The following is a 26,272-nucleotide window of genomic DNA, read 5'->3' as shown; positions in this document are numbered from 1 at the left end:
CGGATTCACGGCGTCGCCAGTAGGCAGTGGCCGATCCTCGACGTCAGACACAGCAGAATCGACCACTGGTCGATTTTCCGGCTCTCTGCCGTGGGGACCAGGAAGCCGGATCTATTAACAGCGTCTCCAGCCAGACCCGGTCGGATAGGCGCCGAACGCTACCCGGACCTCGGCCCGTCCCCCTCCAGACGACGGCGATCCGGTGTACCCAGCACTGGATGTGAGCCCCCGGGCAGGGACGTCTCTCACGGAAGCAGTGTGTGGTGCGCCGAACGGATGTGTGCCTCGCAGCGGTCGGCTGCGAGGTTTCCGTCGCCGGCCCGCAGCGCCTGCAGTATCCCCTCGTGTTCCACATTCAACTCCCTACGGAACTCCTCCCACTCCGGTAGGAACTGCTCGGCCTGCAGAATCGGCCTCGCAACTGCCTCGCGGATCGCGACGGTGACGTCGCGTACCAGCCGGTTCGCACCCAGCCCGGCGATGGCCACGTGGAAGGCGGTGTCGAGTCGGTTGTAGGCATCCGCCTCGAGGGTGACCCTCATTTGCTCCAGCATCCCCTCGAGTTCAGCGGCAGCCTCATCATCACAGCTCTCCGCTGCGGCCCGTGCTGCTGCCCTCTCCAGGACGACGCGGGTCTCGGTGACCTCTTCGAACGAGATCGCATCGAGGGCGACGTGCAGCTTCAGCATCCTCCCGAGCGCCGGCCCCTGATGTGCCGTGACCCTGGTGCCACCGCCCGGCCCCGTGTGCGAGGTGATGACGCCCTGCGCCTGGAGCACCTTAATCGCCTCACGCACAGCGCTCCTGCTGGCTCCCAGTTGCGTCGCCAACCCCCGCTCGGTGGGCAGCCTGTCACCCGGCCCGACCCGACCGTCGAGGATCTCCCCGGTCAGGAAGTCAAGTACCGGCTCGAAGCCACCCGTCGTCATGGGCCAATTGTTGCGCATAGTGATGGGGTATGGATTGACATGACCCCACGTTCCGAATTATGGTCAGACCAGACCTTTTTGGTCTGACCAACCATGAACGATGGAGTTCGAACCGATGCTTCTGGACACCTTCCAGCCGGCCACCAACCCGCTCGGGCAACAGTGGCTCTCCGCGCTACTCGCTGCGCTGCCCATCTTCTCCATGCTGATCACGCTCGGGGCCCTGCGTTGGAAGGCCTACATGGCCGGTGCCTTCTCGTGGGCAGTGGCGGCGGTCGTCGCCATCACGGCCTTCGGGATGCCGGTGACGATGGCGCTCGCCACGAGCACCCACGGCTTCCTGTACGGCATCTTCCCCATCGTGTGGATCCTGGTGACCGCCATCTGGATGTACGAGGTCACGGTCCATTCAGGCCGGTTCGACGACCTGCGCCGCACCTTCTTCCTGATCAGCGACGACAAGCGGGTTCTGGCGCTCCTGATCACCTTCTGCTTCGGTGGACTGTTGGAGGCGCTCGCCGGGTTCGGTGCCCCGGTGGCGATCACGGCGGCGATGCTGCTGGCAATCGGCTTCGAGCCGATCAAGTCCGCACTGGTGGCGCTCCTGGCCAACACCGTCCCTGTGGCGTTCGGCGCCGTCGGGCTCCCCGTGTTGATGGCAGCCAAGACCGGTGGCTTCGAGGACGTCCTCGACATCTCGCCCATCACCGGCCGCATGACGGCGATGCTGTGCCTTGTCGTGCCGTTCCTGCTCCTGCTCGTCATGGATGGGAAGAAGGGCCTGAAGGAGGTCTGGCCCTTTGGTCTGGTCGTCGGGATCAGCTTCGGGATCACCAAGTGGATCGTGTCGGCCACACCGCTGTACAACCTGACAGAGGTGTTCGCGGCGGTTGTCAGCGTCGGCGTCGGCATCGCGTTCCTCAAGGTGTGGAAGCCGGGCGGCTCCACCACAGCGACCGCCCCGGAAACCTCCGGAGGAACGCCTTCGAAGCCCGCCCCCGATGCTGGCACGACGCTCACCGAGGCGGTGACCGAGACCCCTCTCACAAGCCGTCGGATCGTGATGGCGTTGGTCCCCTACCTCCTGGTCATCATCGTGTTCGGGATTGCTGCCATCCCGCCGATCAAGGCGGTCCTCGCCTCCACCGACCTGCAGTTCGCATGGCCCGGGCTCAGCGGCCTCCTCAACAGCGCAGGTGAGGCGGCGGCGCACCAGACCTACACCTTCGCATGGGCCTCAACGCCCGGCATCCTCCTGGCGCTGGTCGCGATCCTCACGGGCCTGATCTACCGCATGCCGCTGACGCAGATCTTCAAGATCCTCTGGATCAACGTGAAGAAGATGCGCTTCGCGATGCTGACGATCGGTTCGGTCGTCGCCCTGGCCTACGTGATGGGCGACTCCGGTCAGACCCTCGCGCTCGGCCTGTTCCTCGCAGGCGTCGGGGTGGCCTACCCGTTCTTCGCCCCAGTACTCGGCTGGCTGGGCACCTACCTCACCGGATCGGACACCTCCGCGAACATCCTGTTCTCCGGCCTCCAGTCCGGCGTCGGAGCCGAGATCGGCCCCGGCAGCCACCTCGGCACGGATTCGATGCGCGCCCTGCTTGTCGGATCCAGCGCGGCAGGCGGCGTGGTCGGGAAGATGATCTCGCCGCAGTCGCTGACCATCGCTGCCACGGCGATCGGGCAGCCCGGTTCGGAGTCGCTCATCCTGCGTCGCATCATCGGGTGGAGCCTCGTGCTGCTCGTCCTGCTCTGCCTCATCTCCGGCCTCATGTCCACCCCAGTGCTCAGCTGGCTCCTCCCCTGAATGAAAGGCTGACATGCCAACCGCACCACATGTCGCACTGTTTGCGACCTGCATCACCGACACGATGAAGCCCTCGATCCCGATCGCCACCGTGCAACTCCTCGAGCGTCTTGGCTGCAAGGTTTCCTACCCAGCCAGCCAGACGTGCTGCGGCCAGATCATGACCAATACCGGCTACTTCAAGGAGGCACTGCCGACCGTTCGCAACTACGTCAAGTCCTTCGGGGAGTACGACTACATCGTCGCCCCATCGGGCTCATGCGTCGGATCGGTGCGCGAACAGCACGCCATGCTCGCAGAAAAGTCGGGCGACAAGGCGCTCCAGGCGGACGCGACCGCGGTCGCCGGTCGCACCTACGAGCTGACTGAGTTCCTGGTCGATGTCCTCGGCGTGACTGATGTCGGCGCCTACTTCCCGCACCGGGTCACCTACCACCCCACCTGCCATTCAATGAGGATCACGAAGGTCGGCGACCGACCTCTGCAGCTGTTGCGCGCGGTGCGGGGCATCGACCTCGTCGAGCTTCCCATGGCGGAGCAGTGCTGTGGTTTCGGTGGCACCTTCTCGATGAAGAACCCCGATGTCTCCATCGCGATGGCCTCGGACAAGGCCCGCCACGTCCGTTCCACCGATGCCGAGTACCTGGTGGCAGGCGACCACGCCTGCCTGATGAACATCGGAGGGGTCTTGCACCGGCAGCGTTCGGGAATCAGGACCATCCACATCGCCGAGATCCTCGCCAGCACCGAAAAGGAGGTGGCGGTGGCATGACCACCACCCAAGAGAGGCTCACCCCGCAACCACCGTCCTGGTTGGGAATCCCCCCGTTCCCGGAGGCGGTCAAGGAAGAACTAGCCAAGGCCGAACAGCGCAAGAACCTGCGCCACGCCACAGGGACGATCCGCACCAAGCGGCTCCTGCGCGCCGCGGAGGTCGATAACTGGGAGGAGTTGCGCACCGCGGCAGCCGAGATCAAGGACCGCGTCGGACGCCACCTCGACACCTACCTCGTGCAGGCCGAGAAGGCCATGACCGAGGCGGGCGTGACCGTGCACTGGGCCAGGGACGGCGCCGAGGCCAACCGGATCGTCGCCGAGATCGCCAAGGCGAAGGGCGTCGACGAAGTCGTCAAGATCAAGTCGATGGTGACGCAGGAGATCGACCTGAACGAGGCCCTCGAACAGGAAGGCATCGCGGCCTGGGAGACCGACCTCGCCGAACTCATCGTGCAGCTCGGCCACGACCTGCCCAGCCACATCCTCGTGCCTGCCATCCACCGCAACCGGTCGGAGGTCCGTGAGATCTTCACCACGGAGATGGGCACCTACGGCACCCCCGCACCCGAGGGCATCTCCGACGACCCCGGGGAATTGACCAATGCGGCCAGGGCCCACCTGCGGGAGAAGTTCCTGCGCTCCAAGATGGCAGTCTCCGGCGGCAACTTCATCGTTGCTGAGACCGGCACGCTGGTGATCGTCGAGTCCGAGGGAAACGGCCGCATGTGTCTGACCCTGCCCGAGACGCTGGTCTCGGTCGTGGGCATCGAGAAGATCCTGCCGACGATCGAGGACCTCGAGGTCTTCCTGAAGCTGCTGCCCCGATCCTCGACGGCCGAGCGGATGAACCCGTACACCTCGCTGTGGACCGGTGTGACCCCGGGCGACGGACCTCAGGATCTTCACGTGGTCCTGCTCGACAACGGCCGCAGCAACGTGCTGGCCGACCCCGTCGGGCGGGCCGCCCTGCGCTGCATCCGCTGCTCCGCCTGCCTCAACGTCTGTCCCGTCTACGAACGGGTCGGTGGTCATGCCTACGGGTCCATGTACCCCGGACCGATCGGCGCGATCCTGGGCCCCCAGTTGCGGGGCCTCGAGGAGGAGCGCGACCGGGCCCTCCCGTTCGCTTCGACCCTGTGCGGCGCCTGCAACGAGGTCTGCCCGGTCCGGATCCCCTTCACAGACATCCTCGTTCACCTGCGCAACAAGGTCGTCGACTACAAGACGAGTAAGCACCCCACCATCGAGCAGGGCCTGATGAAGGGCGCGGCCTGGGTGATGAAGGACGGTACCCACCTGTCCAGCGCCCAGACGGCCACCAGGACCGCGGGCCGCATCTTCAAGGACAAGTGGCTCGGACCAATGCCGATCCCGCTGGCCGAACGTTGGCTACAGGCCCGCGACGTCGAACCGCCTCCCACCGAAACCTTCAGGCAATGGTGGAAGAAGAACCGCGAAGGAGAGAACCGATGAGCGCCCGTGAAGAGGTGCTGAGCCGCATCCGCAAGGCAACCACAGACGTCAAGACCGTAGATCCTGCGCTGGATGTGCCCGTGCACTGGACCTACGGTAGGGCGCTGGCCACGACCGATGTCCTCGGCGACTTCGTAGAGAAGGTCGAAGACTACAAGGCCCGGGTCGTCCGGGTGGCCTCGGATGGCGTCGGCGACGCCATCGTCGATGCTTTGCGCGAACTCGGTGCGACCAGCACGGTGCTACCTGACGGCATCCCCGACGGATGGGCTGAATCGCTCTCCGCGGCCGGGGTCGAGATCCACCGGGACGAACCGCAGTTGACCCATGCCCAGTTGAACGTGATCGACGCCGTCGTCACCACGGCGGCCGTCGGGATGGCCGACTCGGGAACCATCGCGCTCGACCACGGACCCGGCCAGGGACGCCGGGCGCTGTCCCTCCTGCCTGACCGCCACGTCTGCGTGGTGCGTTCAGACCAGGTGGTCAGTGACGTCCCCGAAGGCATCGCCCGCCTGGCACCGGCGCTCCGCGCACGGCATCCGGTGACATGGCTGAGCGGTGGGTCGGCGACCAGTGACATCGAGCTGAGTCGCGTGGAGGGTGTGCACGGACCACGCCACCTCTGGGTGATTCTCGTCGACTGACCGGCACCGACACCGAAGGGGGCCCGGTCTGCGAGCGCAGGCCGGGCCCCGGTACGTCGTCAGGCGTCGATCCGATCGGCCTCCAACGCGTAGGCGCCCTCGACGATGAACTCCTTGCGGGGGGCGACTTCATTGCCCATCAGCATCTCGAACACGCGTTCGGCGGCCACCGCGTCGTCGACGGTCAGACGACGCAGCGTCCGGTGCCGCGGACTCATGGTGGTATCGGCCAACTGATCTGCGTCCATCTCGCCCAGCCCCTTGTAGCGCTGCGGTTCCTTGAACTTCTGCCCCCGCTTGGTCAGTTCGGCAAGCTTGCGTTGATACTCGGCGTCGGAGTAGGTGTAGATGTACTTCTCGTAGCCGCGCTTCGGCTGGATCAGCTCGAAACGGTGCAGCGGCGGAACCGCCGAGTACACCCGACCGGCCTCCACCAGCGGGCGCATGTAGCGGAAGAACAGCGTGGCGAGCAGGCATCTGATGTGCGCTCCGTCGCTGTCGGCGTCTGCCATGAAGATCACCTTGCCGTACCGGGCGTTCTCCGGGTCGAAGGTGCGCCCCGAGCCGGCGCCGACCACCTGGATTATGGAGGCGCATTCGGCGTTCTTCAGCATGTCGCCCACCGAAGCTTTCTGGACGTTCAGGATCTTGCCCCGGATCGGCAGCAGCGCCTGGAACTCGGAGTTGCGGGCCACGTTGGCTGTGCCGAGAGCCGAGTCGCCCTCGACGATGAACAGCTCTGTCAGATCCATGTTGTTGGAGCGACAGTCCTTCAGTTTCGGCGGCAGCGTGGAGCTTTCGAGCGCGTTCTTGCGCCGCTGGTTCTCCTTGTGGGCCCTGGCCTGCACTCGCGTGCGGGAAGCCGACACCACCTTCTCCTGCAGCGACCGCGCAACCTGCCTGGTTTTGGTGGCCGAAAGGAAGTCACCCAGTTCGGATTCGACGACGCGGGCGACGAGCCGCTGCACGGGAGGGGTGCCGAGCACCTCCTTGGTCTGCCCCTCGAACTGGGGCTCGGCAAGCCTGACGGTGACCACGGCGGTCAGACCCTCCAGGCAGTCGTCCTTGACGATCTCCTCACCGGCCTTCAACAGCCCACGGGTTCCCTCGAACGACTTCACGAATGCTCGGGTGAGGCCCCGCTCGAAACCGGAGACGTGGGTGCCACCCTTCGGGGTGGCGATGATGTTGACGAATGAGCGCAGCGTCGTGTCGTAGCCGGTCCCCCATCTCACCGCGATGTCGACGTCGAGGTCGCGCTCGACGTCGGTGGCGGTCATCGCCCCTGCCGCATCCAGCATCGGAACCGTTTCGGTGAATGAGTCCGTGCCCCTCAGCCGGATGACGTCGGTGAGCGGCCCGTCGGCAGCCAGGAACTCGGCGAACTCGGTGATCCCGCCTTCATGCATGAACTCCTCACGGGCGGGCATGCCGGCGTCGCGCCGGTCCTCGACCACGATCCTCAACCCGGGCACCAGGAAGGACGTCTGGCGTGCCCGGTCGTGGAGCTGGGGCACGGACAGCCCCGCGTCGGTCAGGAAGATCTGCCGATCGGGCCAGTAGCGCACCCGGGTGCCGGTTTTCGTCTTCGCGACCCGTCCGACCTTCCGGAGGCCCCCTTGAGGGGTGAAACCCGCCTCGGGGCCGTCCCCGTCGAAGACTCCCGGCACACCCCGCCTGAAACTCATCTCCCAGGTGGACCCGGATCGGTCGACCTGCACGTCCAGGCGGGAGCTGAGGGCGTTCACGACCGAGGCCCCGACACCGTGCAGGCCGCCTGTCGCGTTGTAGGAGGAGTTGCCGAACTTGCCCCCGGCGTGGAGCTTGGTGAATACCACCTCTACCCCGGACAGTCCGGTTCGCGGCTCGGTGTCAACGGGGATCCCGCGCGCCTCGTCCCGCACGATCACCGAACCGTCATCGCCCAGCACCACCTCGATCGCAGTGCCGAACCCGGCCAGCGCCTCATCGACCGAATTGTCGATGATCTCCCAGAGACAGTGCATGAGCCCGCGGGTGTCGGTCGAGCCGATGTACATCGCCGGGCGCTTGCGCACAGCCTCGAGTCCTTCCAGGACGAGGAGGTTCTTGGCCTCATACTCGCGCGAATGCTGCTGCTTGCTCGTGGTCTGCACCGGGCTAGACTACCCACCGTGGTGGGAGTCCTCCCACTGCGAAACGCTGGACCCATTGCACGGGAACATTGAACGACGCAGGTACGTTGGACAATGTAGATGAGAGAGCAAGTTCAAGCATGGGAGGCCAAGATGACCGAACTCGCCACAGACCCGACCCTTACCGCACTCGACCGTTGTGACCGATGCGGCGCTCAGGCCTATCTTCGTGTGTTCCTCCGCTCAGGCGGGGAGCTTCTCTTCTGCGCGCATCACGCCGCAGCCCACCGCGAGAAGCTGAATGAGGTCGCGAGCCGGATTCAGGATGAGACGAGTCGGCTCAGCGTGAGCTGAGCCAACGCTCGATGAGGTGTCGGGCGATCGAGTCCCCACCGGGTAGTACAACTTCACCGATAGAGACGGCGGCGGCGAGTTCCGCGCGGGTGTAATAGGTACCCGCCAGGATCTCGTCGCCGTCGATGTTTATCCGGGAGTCGACCGCACGCGCCTCGAATCCGAGCATCAGCGACCTCGGCATCGGCCAGGGCTGGCTGCTGACGTAGCTGAGGCTCTCAAGCGTGACTCCTACCTCTTCGGCAACCTCACGATGACAGGCCTGCTCCACCGACTCACCCGCCTCCACGAAGCCTGCGATGATCGACACGCGGCCAACCGGCCACTGGAAGTTCCGGGCCAGGAGCAGGCGGTCGTCAGGATCGGTGATTGCGACGATGACGCACGGATCTATCCGTGCAAAGGCGATCCAGCCGCACGACGGGCAAACCCGCCGCACCCCTCCCAGGTCTGGCACGGTCGGGGATCCGCACCTTTCACACACGGGGGCCATCCGGTTCCACCTGGATAGGAACACCGCGGCCGCTATCGGGTCGTGTTCGTCGGGTGGGGCGTCCCTCCATGCGATGGACTCGCCGACCAGCTCAGGAACCGACCTGGCAAACCACGCCCGACCGTCGAAAACGCCCAGGTAGATGTCGTCGCCGGTGCGTGACCCGGTGGCGGGCACAGCCGCCGGGCGACCGGCATCGGCCGCGACCCTCCCGTCACCGTCGACTCGCAGCACCAGCGCGCGACGCCATGCCTCATCCAGCTGCGCATCGCTTCGGGCATCTGCGACACGATCCAACGACGACGGCCCGCTCCAGTAGCTCACGACTCAACTCCGATCCTCAGCGCCGCGTCGATCAGCGAGGCGGGGGCCTCGACCATCCGCAACTGATCGTTCAGCACATGGTAGAACGCCGCACCGACCCGGCCGGGGTCGACGCCACGGGCTTCCGCCCATGCCTGCCGGTAAACGGCCAATTGCAGTGGGTCGGCCGATCGCCGAGACGTCTTCCAGTCGACCACCAGGTAGTCCAGGCCATGACTTTGCCATGCGTAGACGGCGTCGATCCGGCCACGCAGGATGTGGCCTCCACGGCTCATCAGGAAGGGTACTTCCACACCGATGGGCGCCAGATCGGCGAACTGCCCGGATTCGAAAGCGGCCACGAGCGCGCGCAGGTCGTCGGCGGGCGGCAGATCCGGCGCGACCAATTCGTCGAGACCGGCGGGCAGGGAGAACCGCTCCTGCAGCCAGGCGTGGAAGCGCGTGCCGATCCTGGCCTCGGTGGAAGGCTTGCGGGGCATCGGTCGGAGCAGGCCGAGCGCAAACTGCCCCGGGTCGTTGCGCAGCGCCATCAACGCCGTGGCGGACAGCCCATCGGGAAGCCGCACCGCCCGGTCGCGCCGCCTGGCCAGCAGGTCTGTGAGGTGTCCCGCGCTCTCGTCCCAAGCCGCCAGCTGCGCGGCTTCAGCCTCGTTCGTGGTTCCGGACTGCCAGACCCATTCGTCGGCCCGTTCGGGGTCGGTCGCTTGCAGTCGGCTCGCCTCAAGGGCCAATGCAACCGCCTCGTGACGTCGGGCGCTGGCATCGGGGGAGGCCACGGTGGGCCAGTGTGCGCGCTGCGGTGTGGACGGCACCGGGTTCGCGTCCAGCCCGCGGGTCGTCTCGTCGAGAAACGTGCCGAGCGACAAGGCCGTTTCCTTCACCACCGCGAAATAGGGTGACTCTCCCCTTGGCCTGACGTTTCCCGGCGTCCAGACGTGCGAGGACGCCACGAGGAACCGCTTCGCCCTGGTGACTGCGACATAGGCCAACCGGTCCTCTGAGAGGCGGTGATCGCTCTTCAACTCGTCCCGGTAGGCCCCGAGCCCCGCCTTGTCGAAATTCCTCAGCTGTGGGACGGCGTCAGCGTCTCCACGCAGCGTGGCCGGCATCGTCTGGGCTTTGGACGGCCATGCGCCACTGCGTGACTCCGCAGGGAAGACCTTGTCGACGAGGCTCGGCAGGTAGACGGTGTCCCACTCGAGGCCCTTGGCGCGGTGCACCGTCATGAGCTTTACCGAATCGTCGGCGGTGGGCACGGCCTGCATCAACCCTTCACCATGATCCTCCTCCGCGTCCAGGTAGGCGAGCAGCCCAGTGAGCGTACCGTCGCCGTCGACATCGGTGTAGCTGGAGACCTCGGCCAGGAACCGCGCCACCTGAGCGGTGCCCCGACCCGTCGCGATGAGCTCCGGCTCCAGCCCGAGCACGGTGACCACCCTGGCTACCAGGTCGGCCACCGGGTCGCTCGCGTGGCGGCGCAACCCGGCCAGTTCTGCATGGAATCGGGCCAGCCGGTCGCGGGCCTCGGTGGTCAGGGGCGCTCCCCCCGGGTCGGCCACCGCATCCAGCAGGCACGGCGTTTCACCTGGGTCGGCCTGCGTGACGGCGTCCACGAGCGACTCCTCGAAGCCTTCGGCCCGTCGCCGTCCCTGCGCGAGTTCGACGGCCCGGTTCCCGAGGGCCTCAAGGTCGGCGAGCCCGACAGCCCATCGTGGACCCGTCAGCAGTGCCGCAACGTCCGGGTTGGCCGTCACATCATCGATGATCCTGAGGGTGGACACGATCGGCGCGATCTCGGGCAATCCGAGCAGACCGCCGAGGCCCACGATCTCCACCGGCACGTCGCGGTCCCGCAGCGCCTCGAACAGGGGCGCCAGCAGCGCGTTCCTGCGCACCAGCACGGCCTGCTCTGCCCAGGCAACCCCGCTCGATTGACGACCGATGATCGCCTCGACCAGCCAGTCGACCTCGTCCGGGAACGTGTCGAAGGTGGCGGCCGCGACCGCGCCGGGAGGGGCACCCACGGGTGCCACCAGGGAGACGCCAGCCTCACCTGGGGCGGCCCGCAGACCCGCGGCCAGGGTGTTGCCGACGTCGAGGATCCGTTGTCCGCTGCGCCGGTTGACGCTGAGGCTCTGCCGCAGGGCCGGTGTGCCGTCGCCGCGGCGGAAGTGGTAGGGGAACTCGAGGATGTTCGCTGCCGCCGCTCCTCGCCACCCATAGATCGCCTGGTACGGGTCACCTACGGCGGTGACGGGGAACCCCATCGCGTCGGAATCGGGTGGGCCGGTGAACAGCCCGCGCAGGAGCCGCGCCTGCGCAGCCGAGGTGTCCTGGTACTCGTCGAGCAGCACCACCCGGAACCGGTCCCGCAATTCCGTTCCGACACCGGGTACCTCCCCGACCAGCCGTACGGATTCCCGGAGCTGGTCGGCGAACTCGACCACGCCGAGACGACGTTTCAGGTCCTGGTAGCGGCCCACGAGGTCGAGCAATTCGAGGCGTTCGGCACCTGCGTCGAGGGCGGCCTGCACGTCCTTCATCACGTTGCCGCGGTATAGTGGCGCCTGCTCGAATGCCTGCCCTGCGCGCCGGGTCGCCTCGGCCACGGCGTCGCCGTCGACCAGGTGCGACTGCATCTCGGCGTCGAGGGCAAGGATCCGCTCGGGGATGGAGTGGTGCCGCAGCCGACTGATGCTCCGGAACGGGCCGGGGGCATCGGCGACCACTCTTGTCGCGAGGCGGAAGCGACTGGCGCCCGTTACCATCACCGGGTCGCGCTCGATGCCGATCCGCAGCCCGAACTCGCTTACCAGCCGGGCAGCGAACGAGTCGTACGTCATCACCAGTTCCGCGCCTTCGTCCGGGACACCCGCCAACACCCCCGCACGGTCCAGTGCGGACGAGATCCGGTCGGCCAGCTCAGCGGCGGCCTTCCGGGTGAAGGTGAGCCCCAGCACCTGCTCGGGCCTGACCTGCCCCGTCCCGACGAGCCACACCACCCGTGCGGCCATCACGGTTGTCTTGCCGCTGCCCGCACCTGCGATGATCACGGTGGGCTCGAGCGGTGCTGTGATGGCGTCCAGTTGCTCATCGGAGAACGGGATCTGAAGCGAATCGACCAGCTGACCTGGTGTGGTCAGCAGTGCGCGGCGAATCGGGCGGATGCTCATCAGTGCTGATTCCTCCCTGCCCGGTCCCGGATGGGGCATGAATCCGAGAACTGGCAATAGCGGCATGCCCCGCACTCGACGGCGTCGAAGTCGCCTCCCCGGATGATGTCGACAGCTTGCGCGATCCGGTCGTGCACCCAGGTCGGCCCCACCGTCAGCTCCTGGTCGGGCAGCGCGGGAGCTTCATCGATGGACGGCTGCGTCACGATGGCCGGGAGCGCACCGTCAGCGCGGAGATAGGCCAGGGCAGGTGGGGCGACCCTGCGCTCCCCGCCTGAGAGGCCATCGAAGGCGCCGAGGCTGGCGGCCAGCTGATAGACACCGAGTTGGGCATGGTCTGTGACCTCGGCCTCACGCGGGATCCGGCCGCCGGTCTTCAGGTCGACGACGCGGAGGCGGCCCTGCCCGTCACGTTCCAGCCGATCGACGGTGCCGACCAGGACGACCTCCCGGTCCCCGATGCTAAGTGGGACCCGGAACCCCTGCTCCACGGCGAGCAGATCCGAGGAGTCCTGGTAGCGGGCGAATCGGTCGAGGGCGTCGTCGATCGCTGAGCGCTCGGTGGCGGACAACCATTCGGCCTCGAACGGGATCTGTTCCCAGACCCGGTCGAGTTCGGCGCGCATCTGCTCTGCGGTAAGGCCGACCTCGGCCGCCTGCCGAGCGATCAGGTGCACGATGTCGCCGATCGAGGCACGGGACTGGCGGTTTCCTTCTGCCTTCGCCCTCCTCGCGAGGAACCAGCGTCGGGGGCACTCAAGCAGGGCCTCCAGGGAACTGCCGGTGATCTGGATCGGACCGGTCGGTGGGGCGCTGCCAGAGGTCGGGCTTCCCGCGCCCCACCAGCCTGACGGATCGCTGCCCGGAAACCCGGGCGACCCGTCCGGTGCCGAGATCTCCGCCAACCTTGCGAGCCTGAGCGCGGCGGCACGCTGCAGGCCAGGCGAGACGGCCTCGTCTTCCAGGCTCCGCCTGAGGTCGCCGACGAGCGCTGCGGTCGACAGCAGCGCTCCCGGGCTCCCGTGGACCCGCTCCACCGGCACCCCCAACTCGCCGAGGAACCGTGATGGCCTCCCCCCTTCACCGTCGATCCCCTGCACGGCGCTCACCGAGAGCAGAGACCGGGCCCGGGAGCAGGCGACATAGAACAGTTGGCGCTCCGGTACCAGTTGGGCGGCTGGGTTCGAAGGCTGCAGCCCCGTGGCGGAGAGACGCTCAGGATCAAGCATCACACCGGCCCGGTTCAGCCTTGGCCACAGACCCTCCTGCACGCCGATGACCCAGACGCGCTCCCATTCGAGCCCGCGTGTGCGGTGCGCGGTGATCACGCGCACACCCCGCCCTTCGGCCACCAGCTCGCGCCCGGTGTCGGCCGGGATCTCCTGCCCGGCCACCTCCTGCCCGAAGGTCAGAGCCCCGGCAGCCCCACGCAGCTCCGCCATGCGAGCGGCAAGTTCAAACAGCTCGACGATCGCGTCCAGGTCGGCGTTGGCTCGCCGCGACCCGCCGAGCGCCTGTTCGCGCAGCCGCGTAGGCCAGTCGGTGGCATCCCAGAGCTCCCAGAGCGCCACTTGAACCTCGGCCTCACCTGCGAGCAGTGCCGAGACGCGCCGCAGCAGCCCGGCAAGGTCACGGGCCGCCTCGGCCTCGGGCGTCACGAGGCCGTCGAGCAGCTCCGGTTCCCTCAGGCTCCGGCCCAACAAAGCTCCCGACGTGCCGAGACCGGCATGTGAGGCGAGCAGGGAGCGTGCCAGGCCCCGCTGCGCCACCCCGTCGAGTCCGCAGAGCGGCGAAGCCAGCAACAGCCGCGCTTCATCGCTTTCGGGTGCGGCCCCTCTGGCCGCGACGGACAGGGCGAGCAGGAGCGTGGCCACCGCCGGCTGCTCAGACAACGCGATCTCATCGCCCGACACCTCGACAGGCACCCCCAGCCGGATCAACGCGGTCGCGACCGCGCTCAGCTGGGCACGACCAGCCCTTGTGACCACGACAAGGTCGGACCATGCGTTGCCCTCACGCGTGACCGAATGCCTGAGCTCGGCGGCGACGTGAGCGAGTTCGGCGGACTCGTCGTCGAAGATCCGCGCCTTGACCAGCCCGGCGGCACCGACCGGTTTCGGCGCGGGCGCCGCGTGCAGTTGGTCCAGCCTGGCATCCAGGCCGGCCAGCGCCTCGGCGACCTCGGCCGCGTTGCGCCACCCCATGTGGAGGATGGACAGGCGTGCTCCGGGCACTGCGGCCAGGTCCGCGAGCGCACTGCGGCTGGCGCCGCGGTACCCCCCGATGCGCTGGTGCGGATCCCCCACTGCCAGCACGGGCAACCCGACGCGCGCCAGATCCGCGATGAGCGCCACCTGAGCGGGGTCCAACTCGTGGGCATCGTCAACGATCACCGCGTCGAAGGTGGCAGCCACCCCGGCAGCCACGTCGGGTTCGGTGAGCAGCAGACGTGTCCGGTAGATCAGCTCGGCGTAGTCGAGAGTGCCGGAGAAGTCTCCGATGATGAGGTACTCCTCCATGAACCGGGCAACGCCGCTGAACAGCGGGTCGCCCGCCTCAGCCGCCAGGGCCGCAAGCCCGTCCGAGTCGAGTGAGAGCTGCCTCGCGCGGGCCAGCACCTCGCGCAGCTGTCGGGCGAAGGCCCTCGTGCCTAGTGCGGCGTGCGCCTCGTCTGGCCAATGGTCGGCCCGGGAGCCGACCAGCAGCTCACGGATTCGTGACTCCTGCTCAGGTGCCCGCATCAGCCGCCAGGGGGTGTCCGCGTGCGGCCAGAACCGCCGCATCAGGCCGAGGGCCAGCCCGTGGACGGTGGTGACCTGCGCCGAGGTCTGGGCCCGGGGCAGCCTGCGGGTGATGTCGCGACGCAACTGCTGGGCGGCGGTGCGTGAATGGGCGAGCACGATGACCCGCTCCAAGGAGCCGCCGGCGAGGACACGGCCAGCGGCAGCCTGCGTGACCACCAACGTCTTGCCCGTCCCCGGGCCGCCGAGCACGACCGACACGCCACGATGTGGCGCCGCGGCAGCCACCTGCTCGCCGTTGAGCTCCGGAAGGTGCGGCGGGTTGCGAAGCGCTATCCGGAAGCTCATGGGCACCATGCAACCACCAACCACCGACATTTTCACCTGGGGAAGAACTGGCCTGGAGGCCATGGCATGATTTGCGCAACCGAGGAGACCGATGACCGACAGGATCGCAACCCACATCGACGGCGTCGCACTCAACCTCACGAACTTGGACAAGCCGCTCTTCCCGGATGGGTTCACCAAGGGCGAGCTGATTTCCTACTACGTGGAGGTGGCCGAGGCGATGCTGCCGCATCTGCGGGACCGTGCGATCACCCGGGTGCGGTTCCCCGAAGGCACCGCCGCAGGCTCGTTCTTCGAGAAGAACGCCCCAGCGGGCACTCCCGAATGGGTGAAGACGGTATCTGTGGCGACCTCGGCAGGCTCGGTCAACTATGTCACCGCGCCTGACCGTGCCACCCTCGCCTGGCTCGCCAACCTTGCCGCAGTCGAATTGCACACGCCTCAGTGGCGCACGACAGAGGCCACGTCGGGGCCCATGGGGATCGTCCTGGAAGGTGAGGATGAGCCTCGAGCCACGACACTGATCATCGACCTCGATCCCGGCCCCGGAACCACCCCGGCAGACTCGGCGCGGGCAGCCATCATGACCGCCACACAACTGGCCGAGGTCGGTTTGGTGGCGTTTCCCAAGACCTCCGGCAATAAGGGGTTGCAGCTGAGCGTTCCGATCGCCCCCACCCCGGCATCTGAGGTCTACACTTTCGCGCTGTCGCTGGCCAGGCTGCTCACGTCGTCACATCCGAAGATCTTCGTCGCGAACATGAGCCGGGCGGCCCGCACCGGCCTCATCTTCGTCGACTACGCCCAGAACCTGGCATCCCGGAACACCGTCTGTGCCTATTCGGTCCGCGGCCTCAATCGGCCATCTGTGGCCACCCCGCTCACGTGGGACGAGGTCGCGGCACTGCAGCCGGAGACGTCGCTGGCAGTCTCCCCCGGCGAGGCGCTTGAGCGGGTGCATAGTCTCGGAGATCTATGGGAGACTCAGATGCCGACCCCGGACAGCCCTGAGTTGCCCGAACCGCTGACCTGACCAGCTGAGGCGTTGGGAGATTGGGAGTGACCGACCAGATGCATGAGGACCGTTCAGAGCGTTCGCACTACGCCCGCGTGCCGGCCCCCTGGTTGGCGGGCTGCAGCGACACCGGGCTCAGGCATCCGACGAACCAGGATGCGATGTGTCTTGCGGTGCGTGACAAGTCGCACCGCACAGCGATGATCGCGGTTGCGGACGGGGTGACGACCGCCGAGGGCTCCGAGGTCGCCTCCCTGGTGGCGGCGCGGACGGCGGTCGAACTCATGGTCAGCGCCCACCATCAGGGGCTGGCTGCGAATCTCGCTTTCGTCCAGGCCTTCGAAGGGGCCAACCGCGCGGTGCTCGAAGCCAGGGAAGATCCGTCGGCGTGCACCCTGATCGCGGCCGGCATCGACGAGGGCACGCTCGCCGTCGGCAACGTCGGCGACTCCCGGGCCTACTGGTTGGGAGATGACGGCTCGTGCCGCCTCCTGTCGACCGACGACTCGATGGCGCAGGCCCGAATCATGCTCGGCATGACCAGAGACGATGCCGAGCAGTCGAGCCAGGCGCATGCGATCACCAAGTGGCTCGGGCGGCAGGCCACCGATGTCACCCCCTCCGTGATCGTCTTCCACCCTGAGTGCAACGGTTGGCTGCTGCTCTGTTCCGACGGATTGTGGAACTACGCGAGTTCCCCGGAGGCCATGTCTGCGCTGTTCCGGGCAGAACTGGCCGAGGCCCCGGCGCCCGGCCAACTCTGCGAGCGGCTCGTGGCATGGGCCAACGACCAGGGTGGACGCGACAACACCACCGCGGTGGTGGCGCGCATCGAGTGCTGACGCGCCTCCGCTCACCCCTTTCATGGGCCCCGTCGGTTGTCGGTGGCTTGGCCTGGGACACTAGAGTGGCACTCATGGAAGTCAAGTTCGGAATCACCGATATCGCACGCGAGGTCACGATCGAGACCAGCTCCGCCCCAGAAGAGATCGCAGAGCAGATCCGTAGGGCTGTCGTCGAGTCGTCAATCGTCGATCTGACCGATGACAAGGGCCGCCGAATCATGATTCCCGCCACAAAGATCGGCTATGTGGACCTCGGCGCATCCGCCACCAGGGCTGTGGGGTTCGGCACCGTCTGAGCCCATCGCTCACACCTGCGTTAGACTGCCCGGTATGCGGGCGCAACCCGTCCGCCTCCGGCAGCGCCACTGCGCGCCGTGAGTTCATACTTGATCAAAGGTTTGACCCTGAGCGACAACGAGATAGCGGTCGACGATACATTCGCCGACCTTGGCGTCCATGAATCCATCACGTCGGCGCTGGCTGATGCCGGCATCGTCCACCCCTTCCAGATCCAGGCGCTGGCCATTCCGCTGGCGCTGGGAGGAAGCGACCTGATCGGCCAGGCCCGCACGGGCACCGGCAAGACCCTGGCTTTCGGCGTCAGCCTGCTGCACCGGATGGTGACCATCTCCGAGGGCGTGAAGCCGTCCCACGGCAAGCCCCGCGCGCTGGTGGTGTGCCCCACACGTGAACTGGCGCTGCAGGTCGGCCGCGACATGGATGTGGCCGGCAAGCATCTGAAGATGAGGGTTCTCACCATCTACGGTGGCACCGGCTACGACGAACAGTTGGATACCCTCGCAAAAGGCATCGACATCGCGGTCGGCACTCCCGGCCGCCTGCTGGACCTCGCGGATCGCGGCGCCTTGGATCTGAGCCACGTGCAGGTGCTCGTCCTCGACGAGGCAGACGAGATGCTGGATCTCGGTTTCCTTCCCGACATCGAACGGATCCTCCACAAGACGCCGTCAGATCGGCAGACGATGCTGTTCTCAGCGACGATGCCCGCCCCGATCCTCACCCTGGCCAGGGCAACGCTGAACAAGCCCATCAACATCCGGGCGGAGGGCCAAGACGCCCAGATGACGGTGCCGGACATCGAGCAGTTCGTGTACCAGGCACACGACCTCGACAAGCCGGAGATCGTCGCCCGCCTGCTGCAGGGCAATCAGACCACCAAGGTGATGGTCTTCACACGCACCAAGCGCGCCGCACAGCGCCTGATGGACGATCTCGTGGACCGGGGATTCGCCGTCGGCGCGATTCACGGCGACCTCAATCAGCAGGCCCGCGAGCGTGCGCTCAAGAAGTTCAGGGCCGGCACCATCAACGTGCTGGTCGCGACCGACGTGGCGGCACGCGGTATCGACATCACCGGCGTCAGCCACGTCGTCAACTACGAGTGCCCCGACACGGACGCCACCTACGTGCACCGTATCGGGCGCACCGGGCGGGCGGGCAACTCGGGCGTCTCCGTGACGTTGGTCGACTGGTCGGACCTCCACCGTTGGAAGCTGATCGATCAGGCTCTCCACCTCGACATGCCCGACCCGGCCGAGACGTACTCGACGTCTCCGCACCTGTTCACCGACCTGGACATTCCGGAAGGCACGAAGGGTCGCCTGCCGGGAGCCGTCGCCAAGGAGCGCTCCGAGCGTCCCTCGCGGAAGGCGTCGACCGGCGACGGTGGCGAGCGCCGTCACAGGCGCCGGTCAACCCACTCATCGGGAGACCGCGCGGCCCCAGCACAAGGCGAGTCCGCGCCGTCAAAGCCACGGCGCCGCCGCCGTCGCACGGTAAACGGTGTCGAGGTCAAGCCCGACGAGGCCAAATAGCGCGCAGACGCCAGCGGCCGCATCCCCGGGGGGATGCGGCCGCTGCCGTTTGTGGTCCGGCTTCAGTAGGTCATCTGCATGGCTGTCCGGACCTCCGTCAGCGTCTGATCGGCGATCGCGTTGGCCCGCTCATTGCCATCGCTGAGGACGCTGCGCAGGAATCCCGGGTCGGCCTCCAGCTCCGCGCGACGGGCCCTGATGGGCGCGAAGTACTCGTTGAGCGCCTCGGTCAGCACCTTCTTGAGCCCGCCGCCGCCTGCATCCCCCAACTCGTCTGCGACCTCTTCTGGCCGACGCTTCTGCGTAAGGGCCACCAGGTTGACGAGGTTGGAGACCTCCGGCCGGTTCTCGGGGTCGAAGGTGATGTGTCGATCGGAATCGGTCACCGCGCGCTTTATCAGCTTGGCGGTCTCGTCGGCGCTCATCCGAAGTTCGATGGTGTTTCCCTTTGACTTGCTCATCTTCTGCCCATCGAGGCCGAGGATGGTCCCCGAGGCGCTGAGGAGCGCGTCCGGCTCGGGGAACACCGGGTGGTCCTTGTCGGCGCGCCCATAGCGTTCATCGAAGCGGCGTGCGATGACCCGGGCCTGCTCAAGGTGCGGCAACTGATCCTTGCCGACAGGTACCAGGTTCGCCTTGCAGAACAAGATGTCGGCCGCCTGATGCACCGGATAGGTCAGCAGCAGCCCGGACATCGGGCGGCCACCGGTATCGTCCAGCTCCGTTTTCACAGTGGGGTTGCGGCGCAGTTCGGCATCTGTGACGAGCGACAGGAACGGCAGCATCAACTGGTTCAGGGCGGGGATCGCGGAGTGGGTGAAGAAGGTGGCACTTGCCGGATCCAGACCGACGGCGAGGTAGTCGGCCAGCAGCGAAAAGACGCGCTCGCGGATCGGACCGACACCGTCCCGGTCGGTGATCACCTGATAATCAGCGATCAGGATCATCGTGTCGATCCCGAGCTCAGCGAGCCGCACCCGGTTCTGAAGTGACCCGAAATAGTGCCCGATGTGGAGGTGCCCGGTTGGTCGGTCTCCGGTGAGGATCCGGAATCGTGCGGGGTCTTTGGCGATCTGAGCCTCGAGTTCGAGGCTGCGTTCTGTGGAACGGGCCAGCGAAGCATCAGAATCGGGCGTGGCCTGATCGAGCGACATGTGGGTACTGCCTTGTCTGTGCCGGAGTTTATGCGGCCCCAGCCTAGCCGACTAGACCACCCCGCCGCGTCGGCGGATGCGCCCGACGAGGTCGCGGTAGGCCGACGGCCTGGTCAGATTCGCACCCAGCGGGTTGTTCTTCTTGCCCGTGCCGTGATAGTCGCTGGAACCGGTGCGCACAAGGCCGACCCTCGCCCCCATCTCGAACAGCAACTCCCGGGTGTCATCGTCGTGATCTGGATGATCCACCTCAATGCCCTCGAGATCGTGGGTTCTGACGAGTTCTTCAAGGTAGGGGGCAGGCAGCACCTCACGGTTGCCACGGCCCCAGGGGTGCGCGATGACAGCCACACCCTTCGCCTCGTGGATGAGGTCGATGCCCCGTTCCAGCGGCACCGCGTACCTGCTCACAAACCCCGGTCGGCCCTCGCCCAGCCACTTGGCGAACGCCTCATCGCGGTCTGCGACATAGCCGCGTGCCACCAGCGCGTCGGCGACGTGAGGTCGGCCGATCGACGGCGACCCTCCGGCCGCCTCGCTCAGTTCCTCCGCGGTGATCGGCACCCCAATCTCCTCCAGCCGACGCAGCATCGTCGGCAGCCGGTCGGTGCGCCCGAACCGGATCCGGCCCAGCTCCTCGTTGAGGTCGCGGTCGAACGGGTCGCAGCCGTAGCCGAGCACGTGCACCGAGTGGCCGTCATGCACCGTCGACAATTCGATGCCGCACAGCACCTTCACCCCGATCCGTTTACCCGCCTCCATCGCTTCCGGGATGCCACCGAACGTGTCGTGATCGCACAGCGCCAGCACATCCAGACCGACCTGGTGTGCCTTCATCACCAAGCTGGTGGGGGTGTCGGTCCCATCGGAAACACGTGAATGGGTGTGCAAGTCGATCCTCATGGGCCCATCCTATTGGGGTCGCCGCGCCTTCCGGGGCCGACTCGTGGTGTTTTCCCTGCCCAGCCTGCCTTTTCGTGGTGCTGCGGTCCGCGTCTGAGCACTTCTGGAGCTGTTGACCGTCCGGCCTCGCACGACACCTATGAACTCGTCGAGCAACTCGTTGTCATCGTCGACGCGCCACACCAGTGCCACGGTGGTGGGGGCCGCATCGGTGACCGGCCGGTACACGAGATCGCGGCGGGACCTGCTCCTGGCCACCGACATCGGCACCCTCAGCACCGCCGCGGAGGCGGTGGCCAGATCGATGCTGCCTTGGTCGATGTCGTAACATACCTTCTCCCCGGCCAGATCGGCCGTGACCAAGGTGTCGAACGTGGCCAGCGGGTGGTCCGGCGAGAGCCAGACCACGGGCACCTCGGAGTAGAGGGGGATGGCGTGCAGGCCCACCCGATCGATCGGGAGGCGGGCGAAGCACATGTCGACGACGTGGTCGATCACCACGCGCCGCTGGTCATCCGTGCCGACATCGTGCACCTCCAGCGGGACCCTCGGGTATCGCTCCCTCCAGATTCGCTCCCACTTCGTGAGGGTCACGCCTGGCACCCGTCCGATGCGAAGATTCGTCACCCGAAGAAGGCTACCCGTAGGCTGCGCACATGAGCCAGACGCTGAAGCCGATCACCGCGGCAGCAAAGCTGGGCATCTACCTGCCCGCCGCACCGGAGGAGTTCCAGAGCACCTCGCACACCCGTGAAGAGCTCGACGACCTGCGCTCCGATCCTCCCGCCTGGTTGGTGGAGCTTCGCCGCAACGGCCCATTTCCCCGAGACGTGGTCGCACAGAAGCTCGGTGTCTCCCGCTCCGGACTCGCGCGCTCCGGGCTCACCGAGGCGCTCGACGCTGAAGAAATCGGGCGGCTCATCGCTGATCCTCCTGCGTGGCTGATCCGCGAACGGGAGACCCACCGCCGGACCTTGGAAGAGAAGGCCGGGCCGACGCAGCGCGGCTGAAGTACAGCACGGGGCCGGTCGACACCGCGCGCGGATGGGGACCGGGACCAGGTACATCCCCCGCTACCCTTGGGTCACATGAAGCTCGATTACACCCACAGCTACGACGCCGCTCCTGAGACGGTGGCCGCACTGCTGCGCAACACCGCCTTCCTTGACGATGTCGCGACCCATGCGGGGGCCACCGAGCACACCGTCGAGGTGACCGCGGACCACACCAAGCTCGGCATGGTGCTCGCCGTTCCGGGCAACCTGACGAAGTTCATCGGAAGCTCCATCCGCATCAACCAGGTGTTCCGGTTCGAGGCACTGCGAGCGGACGGCTCGATCCCCGGCACCGTGGAGGTCGACGTCCCCGGCATGCCGGTTGAGGTCAACGCAACCGCCGCCCTGACGCCTCGCGGCGCGCGGACCGAGGGTCGCTACACGGGCGACCTGACGGTGCGCGTTCCGCTGTTCGGCAAGAAGATCGAGTCCCAGGTGGAACCCTTCATCACTGACGCCTTCGACGGCCTGGAGCGCAGGGCGACCGACTGGTTGTCCCGCAAGCCCTGACCCACCAGGCGAACCGCGGAACCTCGAAGGCCTCGCTGTCGGATGAGGGGTCAGCTGACGACGAACCCCTCCCCCACGACATGGCCCCTGGCCTGGCTCGGCCGGGCATCGGTGAGCACGAGGAAGACGACGGCCTCGTCATCATCCTCGCCCAGGAATCGCTCTCGTCCGGTCTCCACGTAGTGTCCGACGGACCTGAGCGCCTCTGCGGTCTCCTCCGCCTCGGATTCGTCGTCGAAAGAAATGACGGTCGGGTGCATCAACCGGCCTTGGTAGCCTCGGCGGCTGCCCGCCGCTTCTTCGCGGCATCCACTGAGGCCCTGAGCGCTGCCATAAGGTCCACCACGTCCCCGACGGGCGCGGAGGTATCGGTGGCCTCTGGCACCGCGGCGCCCGCGAGTTTCGCCTCGACCACCTCAAGAAGCGTCTCCCGGTACGAGTCGGTGTAGGCCTCGGGATCGAATGTGCCCTCCAACTGCGCGATGAGGAGCTTGGCCATCTCGATCTCCGCTTCGGATACGCTCACCTCGGCAGGCGGGGCGGCAAACGAACCGTCACGCAACTCGTCCGGCCAGAACATGGTGTGCAGTAAGAGCAGGTCGTCCTTCGGACGGATGAGCGCCAGCGACTCCCTGCTCCTCAACGCGACCTTTACGACGGCGACCCGGTTCTCCCGCGCCAGAGCGTCGCGCAACAGCACATACGGTTTCTGACCGACTGCCTCGGCCTCCAGGAAGTAGGACCGCTGGAAGTAGCGCGGATCGACCTCCCCCTCGGCGACAAACTGCACCACATCGACCGTCTTCAAGGTACTGAGCGGCAGGTTCGCGAAGTCATCATCCGTGAGCACGGCCAAGCGACCGTCACCTGCCTCGAACCCCTTCGCGATGTCGGCGAACTGGACGACCTCACCGCAGACCTCACAGACCCGCTGGTAACGGATCCTCCCACCGTCGGTGGAGTGCACCTGGTGGAAGCTGACGTCCTTGTCTTCACTCGCGCCGTAGAGCCTGACCGGGATGGTCACAAGGCCGAACGAGATTGAGCCTTTCCAGATAGAGCGCGGCATGAGCCCTTCCTCCTATCGCCGTCGATACTCGACGACATCGTTCCAGAGCAGGTCATGCCTGCTGAGCAGGTCCTGCACCTGGCCAAGTTCCCAAGCCTGGTCGATCGTGAGACCGTTGCTGGCTGCGGCTGCTGCGGAGACGTCTGTGCCGGGTTCATCCGTGAACCAGGAGGTGATGGCCTCGGCTGGAAGGGCTTCCAGCAGCACCTGACCGTTGGCAGGGTCGTCACCTGCGAGGACCAGCGCGGGGTCGACCTCTGCGACCACCACGAGGCGGACCCCATGGGTCGCCAGCCCGGCAACGGAGGCGAGCACGAGCGCGGCGTACTCAGCATCCTCCGACTCGTTCGGCGCGTAACCGAGGTCGTCCAACAGTTGGGGCGTGACGGTGTAGGCGACACGCGGCACACCCAACGGGTCGCCGGCGAGGACACCCAACTCGGCGGGCGCGATGGGAACGAAGACGAGTTGACGATTCACTCCCTCAGCCTACGTACTCCGTCTACCGACGACAACGAAGTCAGTCGCCCGAACGGCGATCCATACCCGCGCAGTCAGGCGCCACGACCACTGTGCAACAGGGGATGAAAACCGATAGGTTCGACGATGATGAAACCTGCTGCCCGTCTCCTCCTTCTCCTGATCGCGACGATCGGGCTGGTCGGCTGTGGCGGTGCCACGTCGGCGCCGCCCCAGACCATCGACCTGGTCGTCACCGATCCGCCCGCTCCCACCCTCAGCGTCGAGGTCCCGCTCGGCGCCGAGGTGACCCTGAGAATCACCACGCCCACTGATGACCGGGCCCATGTACACGGCTACGAGATCGAGGAGGACCTTCCCGCCGGGCAGGCCACCGATATCGTCTTCACGGCCGACATGTCCGGCACCTACGAGGTCGAGTCGCACATCACCGATGCGGTGTGGCTGAACCTGGTGGTCAAGTGATCCTGCTCCACGGAATCGCCTCCCGGCATGATCTGCCGCTGCCGTTCTGGATGGTGGTGATGGGGGGCGCTGTCGTGCTGGTAGCCACCTTCTGGGTGGCGCTGTTCGCGTGGCGGAGTCCAAGGTTCGAGGAACGGTGCGGACGACCCCTTCCGCGCCTCACCGCGTTCGTGGACGCGCGCGGCGTGTCCCGCGCACTCCGGATCGTGGTGGCGGCCGTCTGGCTGGTCGCGCTGATCGCGCTGCTCTTCGGCGTCGACCGGATCGACAACCCGGTGTTCGGATTCGTCTACGTCTGGCTCTGGGTCGGTCTGGTCCCCGCCTCGCTGCTCCTGGGGCAGGTCTACCGCCGCACCAACCCGTGGCGCCTGCTCTTCAGCCGAAGCGGCGCCACGGCCCCGGCACCATACGAATCGACGGTATCGGTGCTGCCCGCGGCCCTCGCGCTGCTGGTGTTCAGCTACCTGGAACTCATCCAGCCCGGTGGGGCCACGCTCCCGGTGCTGCGGGTTTTCGCCACCGGATGGGTCGTTTGGATGGTCGTCGGCACGCTGGCGACCTCGCAGCGCTGGATCGCAAGGGCGGACCCGTTCGAGGCGTATGCCTCCACCGTCTCCAGGCTGTCACCTTGGGGAAGAAGCAGGGACGGCGTCATTGTCCTGCTCAACCCACTGCGCAACCTCGCTTCGTGGAAGGCACCCCGGCATCTGGCCATCTTGTGCTCGGTGCTGCTGGGCGGCACCTTGTTCGATGCGCTCTCGAACACCACCTGGTGGGTGCGTTCCACCCAAGGGCTCGGGGATTCGGCTTTCGTGGTCGCGACGCTGGCGCTGGCCTGCTGCGTCGCCGTCGTCATCCTTCTTTTCCGGCTCGGCACGCTTCCATACCGGAACCAGTCGATGGACGCGTTGGCCCCCGGGCTGGTACCCCTTGTGGTGGGCTACGCATTGTCTCACTACTCGACGATGCTCTACCTGGAAGGCCAACGCACCCTGTTCCGGTTCAGCGATCCGGTCGGCCGAGGCTGGAACCTGTTCGGCATGGTCGAGGCCTCGCCGGGAACGGCCCTTTTCGGGTTCCCGATGGTGGTCGCCCTGGCGCAGGTCGCCCTGATCGTCGGAGGCCACCTGCTGGGAGTCCTCGTGACACATGACATCGCGCTGCGCTCCTCCCCAGGCTCAGTCAAGGTGCATCTTCCCCTGTTGCTCGTGATGGTCGCCTTCACCGTCGGGGGGCTGCTGCTCATGTTCGGCGGCTGAGCCTCCGGTGTTGTCCGGGGATCCGAAAGTGTTGTCCGTCGGCGATACGTGTTGTCAGGGGTGCCTCCGCAGGCGGGGGCGGGCAGGAGGCCGGCCTAGCGTCAGGCCATGACACAACTTGCCGAGCATCCCGCGCCACTTTCCACGATCCCCTCGCTTCCGGTTGACGATCGCGGTGAATCTGCGCCGCCCCAGGCACTGCATCTGATCAGCGCGGTCCTCGAAGCCATGATGGGCCGGAGGGCCCTGCACCAGTTGCGCCCACACCTCGCGTCACCCGCTTTCGTGCGGCTGGTCGAATACGTCGAGGAGGGGCTCTTCCGCCGCACGATGATCGGCGGGGTCCGTACCCAGATGCCTACCGGAAGCGCGGTGGAGGCCAGCGTCAGGCTGGCGCTGGCGTCTCGTTGGATCACCTGCGTGCTACGGCTGGATTCCGATCGGACGGGGTGGCGCTGCAGCGACCTGGTTGTCCTGCAGCCCTGCCCCGTCTGAG

Annotated in this window: 25 protein-coding genes; 14 read left to right on the top strand and 11 right to left on the bottom strand. The window is 66.8% G+C overall.

Annotated features, from left to right (window positions below):
- Window positions 1-245: 245 nt before the first annotated feature.
- Window positions 246-929 carry a FadR/GntR family transcriptional regulator gene (locus BUC15_RS01110; protein WP_073185628.1) on the bottom strand — a complete coding sequence of 228 codons (684 nt, stop codon included), beginning with the start codon at window positions 927-929 and terminating at the stop codon, window positions 246-248.
- A gap of 100 nt (window positions 930-1,029) precedes the next feature.
- Between BUC15_RS01110 and BUC15_RS01105 the strand changes: the two genes are divergently transcribed.
- From BUC15_RS01105 to BUC15_RS01090, 4 genes are read left to right on the top strand one after another with little or no spacing between them, the layout of a single operon-like run.
- Window positions 1,030-2,742 (top strand): L-lactate permease, encoded by a 1,713-nt coding sequence (locus tag BUC15_RS01105; protein WP_245787843.1) that lies wholly within the window; start codon window positions 1,030-1,032, stop codon window positions 2,740-2,742.
- A 13-nt stretch (window positions 2,743-2,755) separates the two neighbouring features.
- A complete protein-coding gene (locus BUC15_RS01100; protein ID WP_073185611.1) occupies window positions 2,756-3,514 on the top strand; it encodes a (Fe-S)-binding protein in 759 nt (252 codons plus the stop codon).
- Window positions 3,511-4,992, top strand: a complete 1,482-nt coding sequence (locus tag BUC15_RS01095) for a LutB/LldF family L-lactate oxidation iron-sulfur protein (protein WP_073185609.1) — start codon at window positions 3,511-3,513, stop codon at window positions 4,990-4,992. The genes BUC15_RS01100 and BUC15_RS01095 overlap by 4 nt, the downstream gene beginning before the upstream one ends.
- Window positions 4,989-5,639: a LutC/YkgG family protein gene (locus BUC15_RS01090; protein ID WP_073185607.1), complete on the top strand. Its 651-nt coding sequence runs from the start codon at window positions 4,989-4,991 to the stop codon at window positions 5,637-5,639. The genes BUC15_RS01095 and BUC15_RS01090 overlap by 4 nt, the downstream gene beginning before the upstream one ends.
- A 59-nt stretch (window positions 5,640-5,698) precedes the next feature.
- On the opposite strand, the gene BUC15_RS01085 is transcribed toward BUC15_RS01090, so the two are convergent.
- On the bottom strand, window positions 5,699-7,774 hold the full coding sequence (locus BUC15_RS01085) for a DNA gyrase/topoisomerase IV subunit B (protein WP_073185605.1): 2,076 nt from the start codon (window positions 7,772-7,774) through the stop codon (window positions 5,699-5,701).
- A gap of 99 nt (window positions 7,775-7,873) precedes the next feature.
- Here BUC15_RS01085 and BUC15_RS01080 point away from each other — a divergent pair, with 99 nt between their 5' ends.
- Window positions 7,874-8,107 (top strand): DUF7455 domain-containing protein, encoded by a 234-nt coding sequence (locus BUC15_RS01080; RefSeq protein ID WP_425443320.1) that lies wholly within the window; start codon window positions 7,874-7,876, stop codon window positions 8,105-8,107.
- Here the strand turns inward: BUC15_RS01080 and nudC are convergent.
- Genes nudC through BUC15_RS01065 form a run of 3 tightly spaced genes read right to left on the bottom strand, consistent with a single transcriptional unit; the run spans window position 8,094 to window position 15,195 of the window.
- The gene (gene nudC, locus BUC15_RS01075; protein ID WP_073185602.1) at window positions 8,094-8,924 is read right to left on the bottom strand and encodes an NAD(+) diphosphatase; all 831 of its coding nucleotides are present in this window, start codon (window positions 8,922-8,924) and stop codon (window positions 8,094-8,096) included. The genes BUC15_RS01080 and nudC overlap by 14 nt on opposite strands.
- Window positions 8,921-12,097 (bottom strand): ATP-dependent helicase, encoded by a 3,177-nt coding sequence (locus BUC15_RS01070; RefSeq protein ID WP_073185600.1) that lies wholly within the window; start codon window positions 12,095-12,097, stop codon window positions 8,921-8,923. The genes nudC and BUC15_RS01070 overlap by 4 nt, the downstream gene beginning before the upstream one ends.
- On the bottom strand, window positions 12,097-15,195 hold the full coding sequence (locus BUC15_RS01065; protein ID WP_175558212.1) for an ATP-dependent helicase: 3,099 nt from the start codon (window positions 15,193-15,195) through the stop codon (window positions 12,097-12,099). The genes BUC15_RS01070 and BUC15_RS01065 overlap by 1 nt, the downstream gene beginning before the upstream one ends.
- An 82-nt stretch (window positions 15,196-15,277) precedes the next feature.
- Here BUC15_RS01065 and ligD point away from each other — a divergent pair, with 82 nt between their 5' ends.
- The 4 genes from ligD (at window position 15,278) to BUC15_RS01045 (ending at window position 18,881) form a co-directional block, all read left to right on the top strand.
- Complete coding sequence (gene ligD, locus BUC15_RS01060; RefSeq protein WP_073185596.1) at window positions 15,278-16,219, top strand: non-homologous end-joining DNA ligase; 942 nt, start codon at window positions 15,278-15,280, stop codon at window positions 16,217-16,219.
- Between the two features lie 26 nt (window positions 16,220-16,245).
- The gene (locus BUC15_RS01055) at window positions 16,246-17,043 is read left to right on the top strand and encodes a PP2C family protein-serine/threonine phosphatase (RefSeq protein ID WP_073185594.1); all 798 of its coding nucleotides are present in this window, start codon (window positions 16,246-16,248) and stop codon (window positions 17,041-17,043) included.
- Between the two features lie 74 nt (window positions 17,044-17,117).
- Entirely contained in the window at window positions 17,118-17,342 is a 225-nt protein-coding gene (locus BUC15_RS19740; RefSeq protein ID WP_073185591.1) for a DUF3107 domain-containing protein, read from the top strand.
- 78 nt (window positions 17,343-17,420) lie between these two features.
- Window positions 17,421-18,881: a DEAD/DEAH box helicase gene (locus BUC15_RS01045; protein WP_245787842.1), complete on the top strand. Its 1,461-nt coding sequence runs from the start codon at window positions 17,421-17,423 to the stop codon at window positions 18,879-18,881.
- Between the two features lie 62 nt (window positions 18,882-18,943).
- Here the strand turns inward: BUC15_RS01045 and trpS are convergent, their stop codons facing one another.
- From trpS to BUC15_RS01030, 3 genes are read right to left on the bottom strand one after another with little or no spacing between them, the layout of a single operon-like run.
- Window positions 18,944-20,035 carry a tryptophan--tRNA ligase gene (trpS, locus tag BUC15_RS01040; RefSeq protein ID WP_073185589.1) on the bottom strand — a complete coding sequence of 364 codons (1,092 nt, stop codon included), beginning with the start codon at window positions 20,033-20,035 and terminating at the stop codon, window positions 18,944-18,946.
- A gap of 51 nt (window positions 20,036-20,086) precedes the next feature.
- Window positions 20,087-20,938, bottom strand: a complete 852-nt coding sequence (locus BUC15_RS01035) for a PHP domain-containing protein (protein WP_073185587.1) — start codon at window positions 20,936-20,938, stop codon at window positions 20,087-20,089.
- Window positions 20,939-20,947: 9 nt separating this feature from the next.
- A complete protein-coding gene (locus tag BUC15_RS01030; RefSeq protein ID WP_073185584.1) occupies window positions 20,948-21,565 on the bottom strand; it encodes a LysR substrate-binding domain-containing protein in 618 nt (205 codons plus the stop codon).
- A 29-nt stretch (window positions 21,566-21,594) separates the two neighbouring features.
- On the opposite strand from BUC15_RS01030, the gene BUC15_RS01025 reads away from it, so the two are divergent.
- Together BUC15_RS01025 and BUC15_RS01020 are read left to right on the top strand one after the other, a co-directional pair.
- The gene (locus BUC15_RS01025; RefSeq protein ID WP_073185582.1) at window positions 21,595-21,948 is read left to right on the top strand and encodes a DUF5997 family protein; all 354 of its coding nucleotides are present in this window, start codon (window positions 21,595-21,597) and stop codon (window positions 21,946-21,948) included.
- 78 nt (window positions 21,949-22,026) lie between these two features.
- Entirely contained in the window at window positions 22,027-22,503 is a 477-nt protein-coding gene (locus tag BUC15_RS01020; protein ID WP_073185580.1) for a DUF2505 domain-containing protein, read from the top strand.
- 50 nt (window positions 22,504-22,553) lie between these two features.
- Here BUC15_RS01020 and BUC15_RS01015 read toward each other — a convergent pair whose 3' ends face one another.
- The 3 genes from BUC15_RS01015 to BUC15_RS01005 are packed head-to-tail and all read right to left on the bottom strand — an operon-like array spanning window position 22,554 to window position 24,052.
- Window positions 22,554-22,763, bottom strand: a complete 210-nt coding sequence (locus BUC15_RS01015; RefSeq protein ID WP_073185578.1) for a hypothetical protein — start codon at window positions 22,761-22,763, stop codon at window positions 22,554-22,556.
- On the bottom strand, window positions 22,763-23,572 hold the full coding sequence (gene ku / locus BUC15_RS01010) for a non-homologous end joining protein Ku (RefSeq protein ID WP_073185576.1): 810 nt from the start codon (window positions 23,570-23,572) through the stop codon (window positions 22,763-22,765). Before ku ends, BUC15_RS01015 begins: the two co-directional genes overlap by 1 nt.
- Window positions 23,573-23,584: 12 nt before the next feature.
- Window positions 23,585-24,052 carry a DUF6912 family protein gene (locus BUC15_RS01005; RefSeq protein WP_073185574.1) on the bottom strand — a complete coding sequence of 156 codons (468 nt, stop codon included), beginning with the start codon at window positions 24,050-24,052 and terminating at the stop codon, window positions 23,585-23,587.
- 126 nt (window positions 24,053-24,178) lie between these two features.
- On the opposite strand from BUC15_RS01005, the gene BUC15_RS01000 reads away from it, so the two are divergent.
- From BUC15_RS01000 to BUC15_RS00990, 3 genes are all read left to right on the top strand, one after another.
- Window positions 24,179-24,517 (top strand): cupredoxin domain-containing protein, encoded by a 339-nt coding sequence (locus BUC15_RS01000; protein ID WP_073185572.1) that lies wholly within the window; start codon window positions 24,179-24,181, stop codon window positions 24,515-24,517.
- The gene (locus BUC15_RS00995) at window positions 24,514-25,776 is read left to right on the top strand and encodes a hypothetical protein (RefSeq protein WP_084189249.1); all 1,263 of its coding nucleotides are present in this window, start codon (window positions 24,514-24,516) and stop codon (window positions 25,774-25,776) included. The genes BUC15_RS01000 and BUC15_RS00995 overlap by 4 nt, the downstream gene beginning before the upstream one ends.
- 108 nt (window positions 25,777-25,884) lie before the next feature.
- On the top strand, window positions 25,885-26,271 hold the full coding sequence (locus BUC15_RS00990; RefSeq protein ID WP_073185568.1) for an Rv3235 family protein: 387 nt from the start codon (window positions 25,885-25,887) through the stop codon (window positions 26,269-26,271).
- Window position 26,272: the final 1 nt, after the last annotated feature.

The sequence above is a fragment of the Tessaracoccus bendigoensis DSM 12906 genome (assembly GCF_900141915.1).
GTDB classification, from domain to species: domain Bacteria; phylum Actinomycetota; class Actinomycetes; order Propionibacteriales; family Propionibacteriaceae; genus Arachnia; species Arachnia bendigoensis.
The sequence above is the reverse complement of the archived record's forward strand: the minus strand, read 5'-3'. Positions and strand labels throughout refer to the sequence as shown.

Excerpts from the sequence above, each read along its gene's own strand:
- BUC15_RS01110 (WP_073185628.1), bottom strand. The coding sequence starts at position 929 with ATGACGACGGGTGGCTTCGAGCCGGTACTTGACTTCCTGACCGGGGAG.
- BUC15_RS01105 (WP_245787843.1), top strand. The coding sequence starts at position 1,030 with ATGGAGTTCGAACCGATGCTTCTGGACACCTTCCAGCCGGCCACCAAC.
- BUC15_RS01100 (WP_073185611.1), top strand. The coding sequence starts at position 2,756 with ATGCCAACCGCACCACATGTCGCACTGTTTGCGACCTGCATCACCGAC.
- BUC15_RS01095 (WP_073185609.1), top strand. The coding sequence starts at position 3,511 with ATGACCACCACCCAAGAGAGGCTCACCCCGCAACCACCGTCCTGGTTG.
- BUC15_RS01090 (WP_073185607.1), top strand. The coding sequence starts at position 4,989 with ATGAGCGCCCGTGAAGAGGTGCTGAGCCGCATCCGCAAGGCAACCACA.
- BUC15_RS01080 (WP_425443320.1), top strand. The coding sequence starts at position 7,874 with ATGAGAGAGCAAGTTCAAGCATGGGAGGCCAAGATGACCGAACTCGCC.
- BUC15_RS01070 (WP_073185600.1), bottom strand. The coding sequence starts at position 12,097 with ATGAGCATCCGCCCGATTCGCCGCGCACTGCTGACCACACCAGGTCAG.
- BUC15_RS01065 (WP_175558212.1), bottom strand. The coding sequence starts at position 15,195 with ATGGTGCCCATGAGCTTCCGGATAGCGCTTCGCAACCCGCCGCACCTT.
- ligD (WP_073185596.1), top strand. The coding sequence starts at position 15,278 with ATGACCGACAGGATCGCAACCCACATCGACGGCGTCGCACTCAACCTC.
- BUC15_RS19740 (WP_073185591.1), top strand. The coding sequence starts at position 17,118 with ATGGAAGTCAAGTTCGGAATCACCGATATCGCACGCGAGGTCACGATC.
- trpS (WP_073185589.1), bottom strand. The coding sequence starts at position 20,035 with ATGTCGCTCGATCAGGCCACGCCCGATTCTGATGCTTCGCTGGCCCGT.
- BUC15_RS01035 (WP_073185587.1), bottom strand. The coding sequence starts at position 20,938 with ATGAGGATCGACTTGCACACCCATTCACGTGTTTCCGATGGGACCGAC.
- BUC15_RS01025 (WP_073185582.1), top strand. The coding sequence starts at position 21,595 with ATGAGCCAGACGCTGAAGCCGATCACCGCGGCAGCAAAGCTGGGCATC.
- BUC15_RS01020 (WP_073185580.1), top strand. The coding sequence starts at position 22,027 with ATGAAGCTCGATTACACCCACAGCTACGACGCCGCTCCTGAGACGGTG.
- BUC15_RS01015 (WP_073185578.1), bottom strand. The coding sequence starts at position 22,763 with ATGCACCCGACCGTCATTTCTTTCGACGACGAATCCGAGGCGGAGGAG.
- ku (WP_073185576.1), bottom strand. The coding sequence starts at position 23,572 with ATGCCGCGCTCTATCTGGAAAGGCTCAATCTCGTTCGGCCTTGTGACC.
- BUC15_RS01000 (WP_073185572.1), top strand. The coding sequence starts at position 24,179 with ATGATGAAACCTGCTGCCCGTCTCCTCCTTCTCCTGATCGCGACGATC.
- BUC15_RS00990 (WP_073185568.1), top strand. The coding sequence starts at position 25,885 with ATGACACAACTTGCCGAGCATCCCGCGCCACTTTCCACGATCCCCTCG.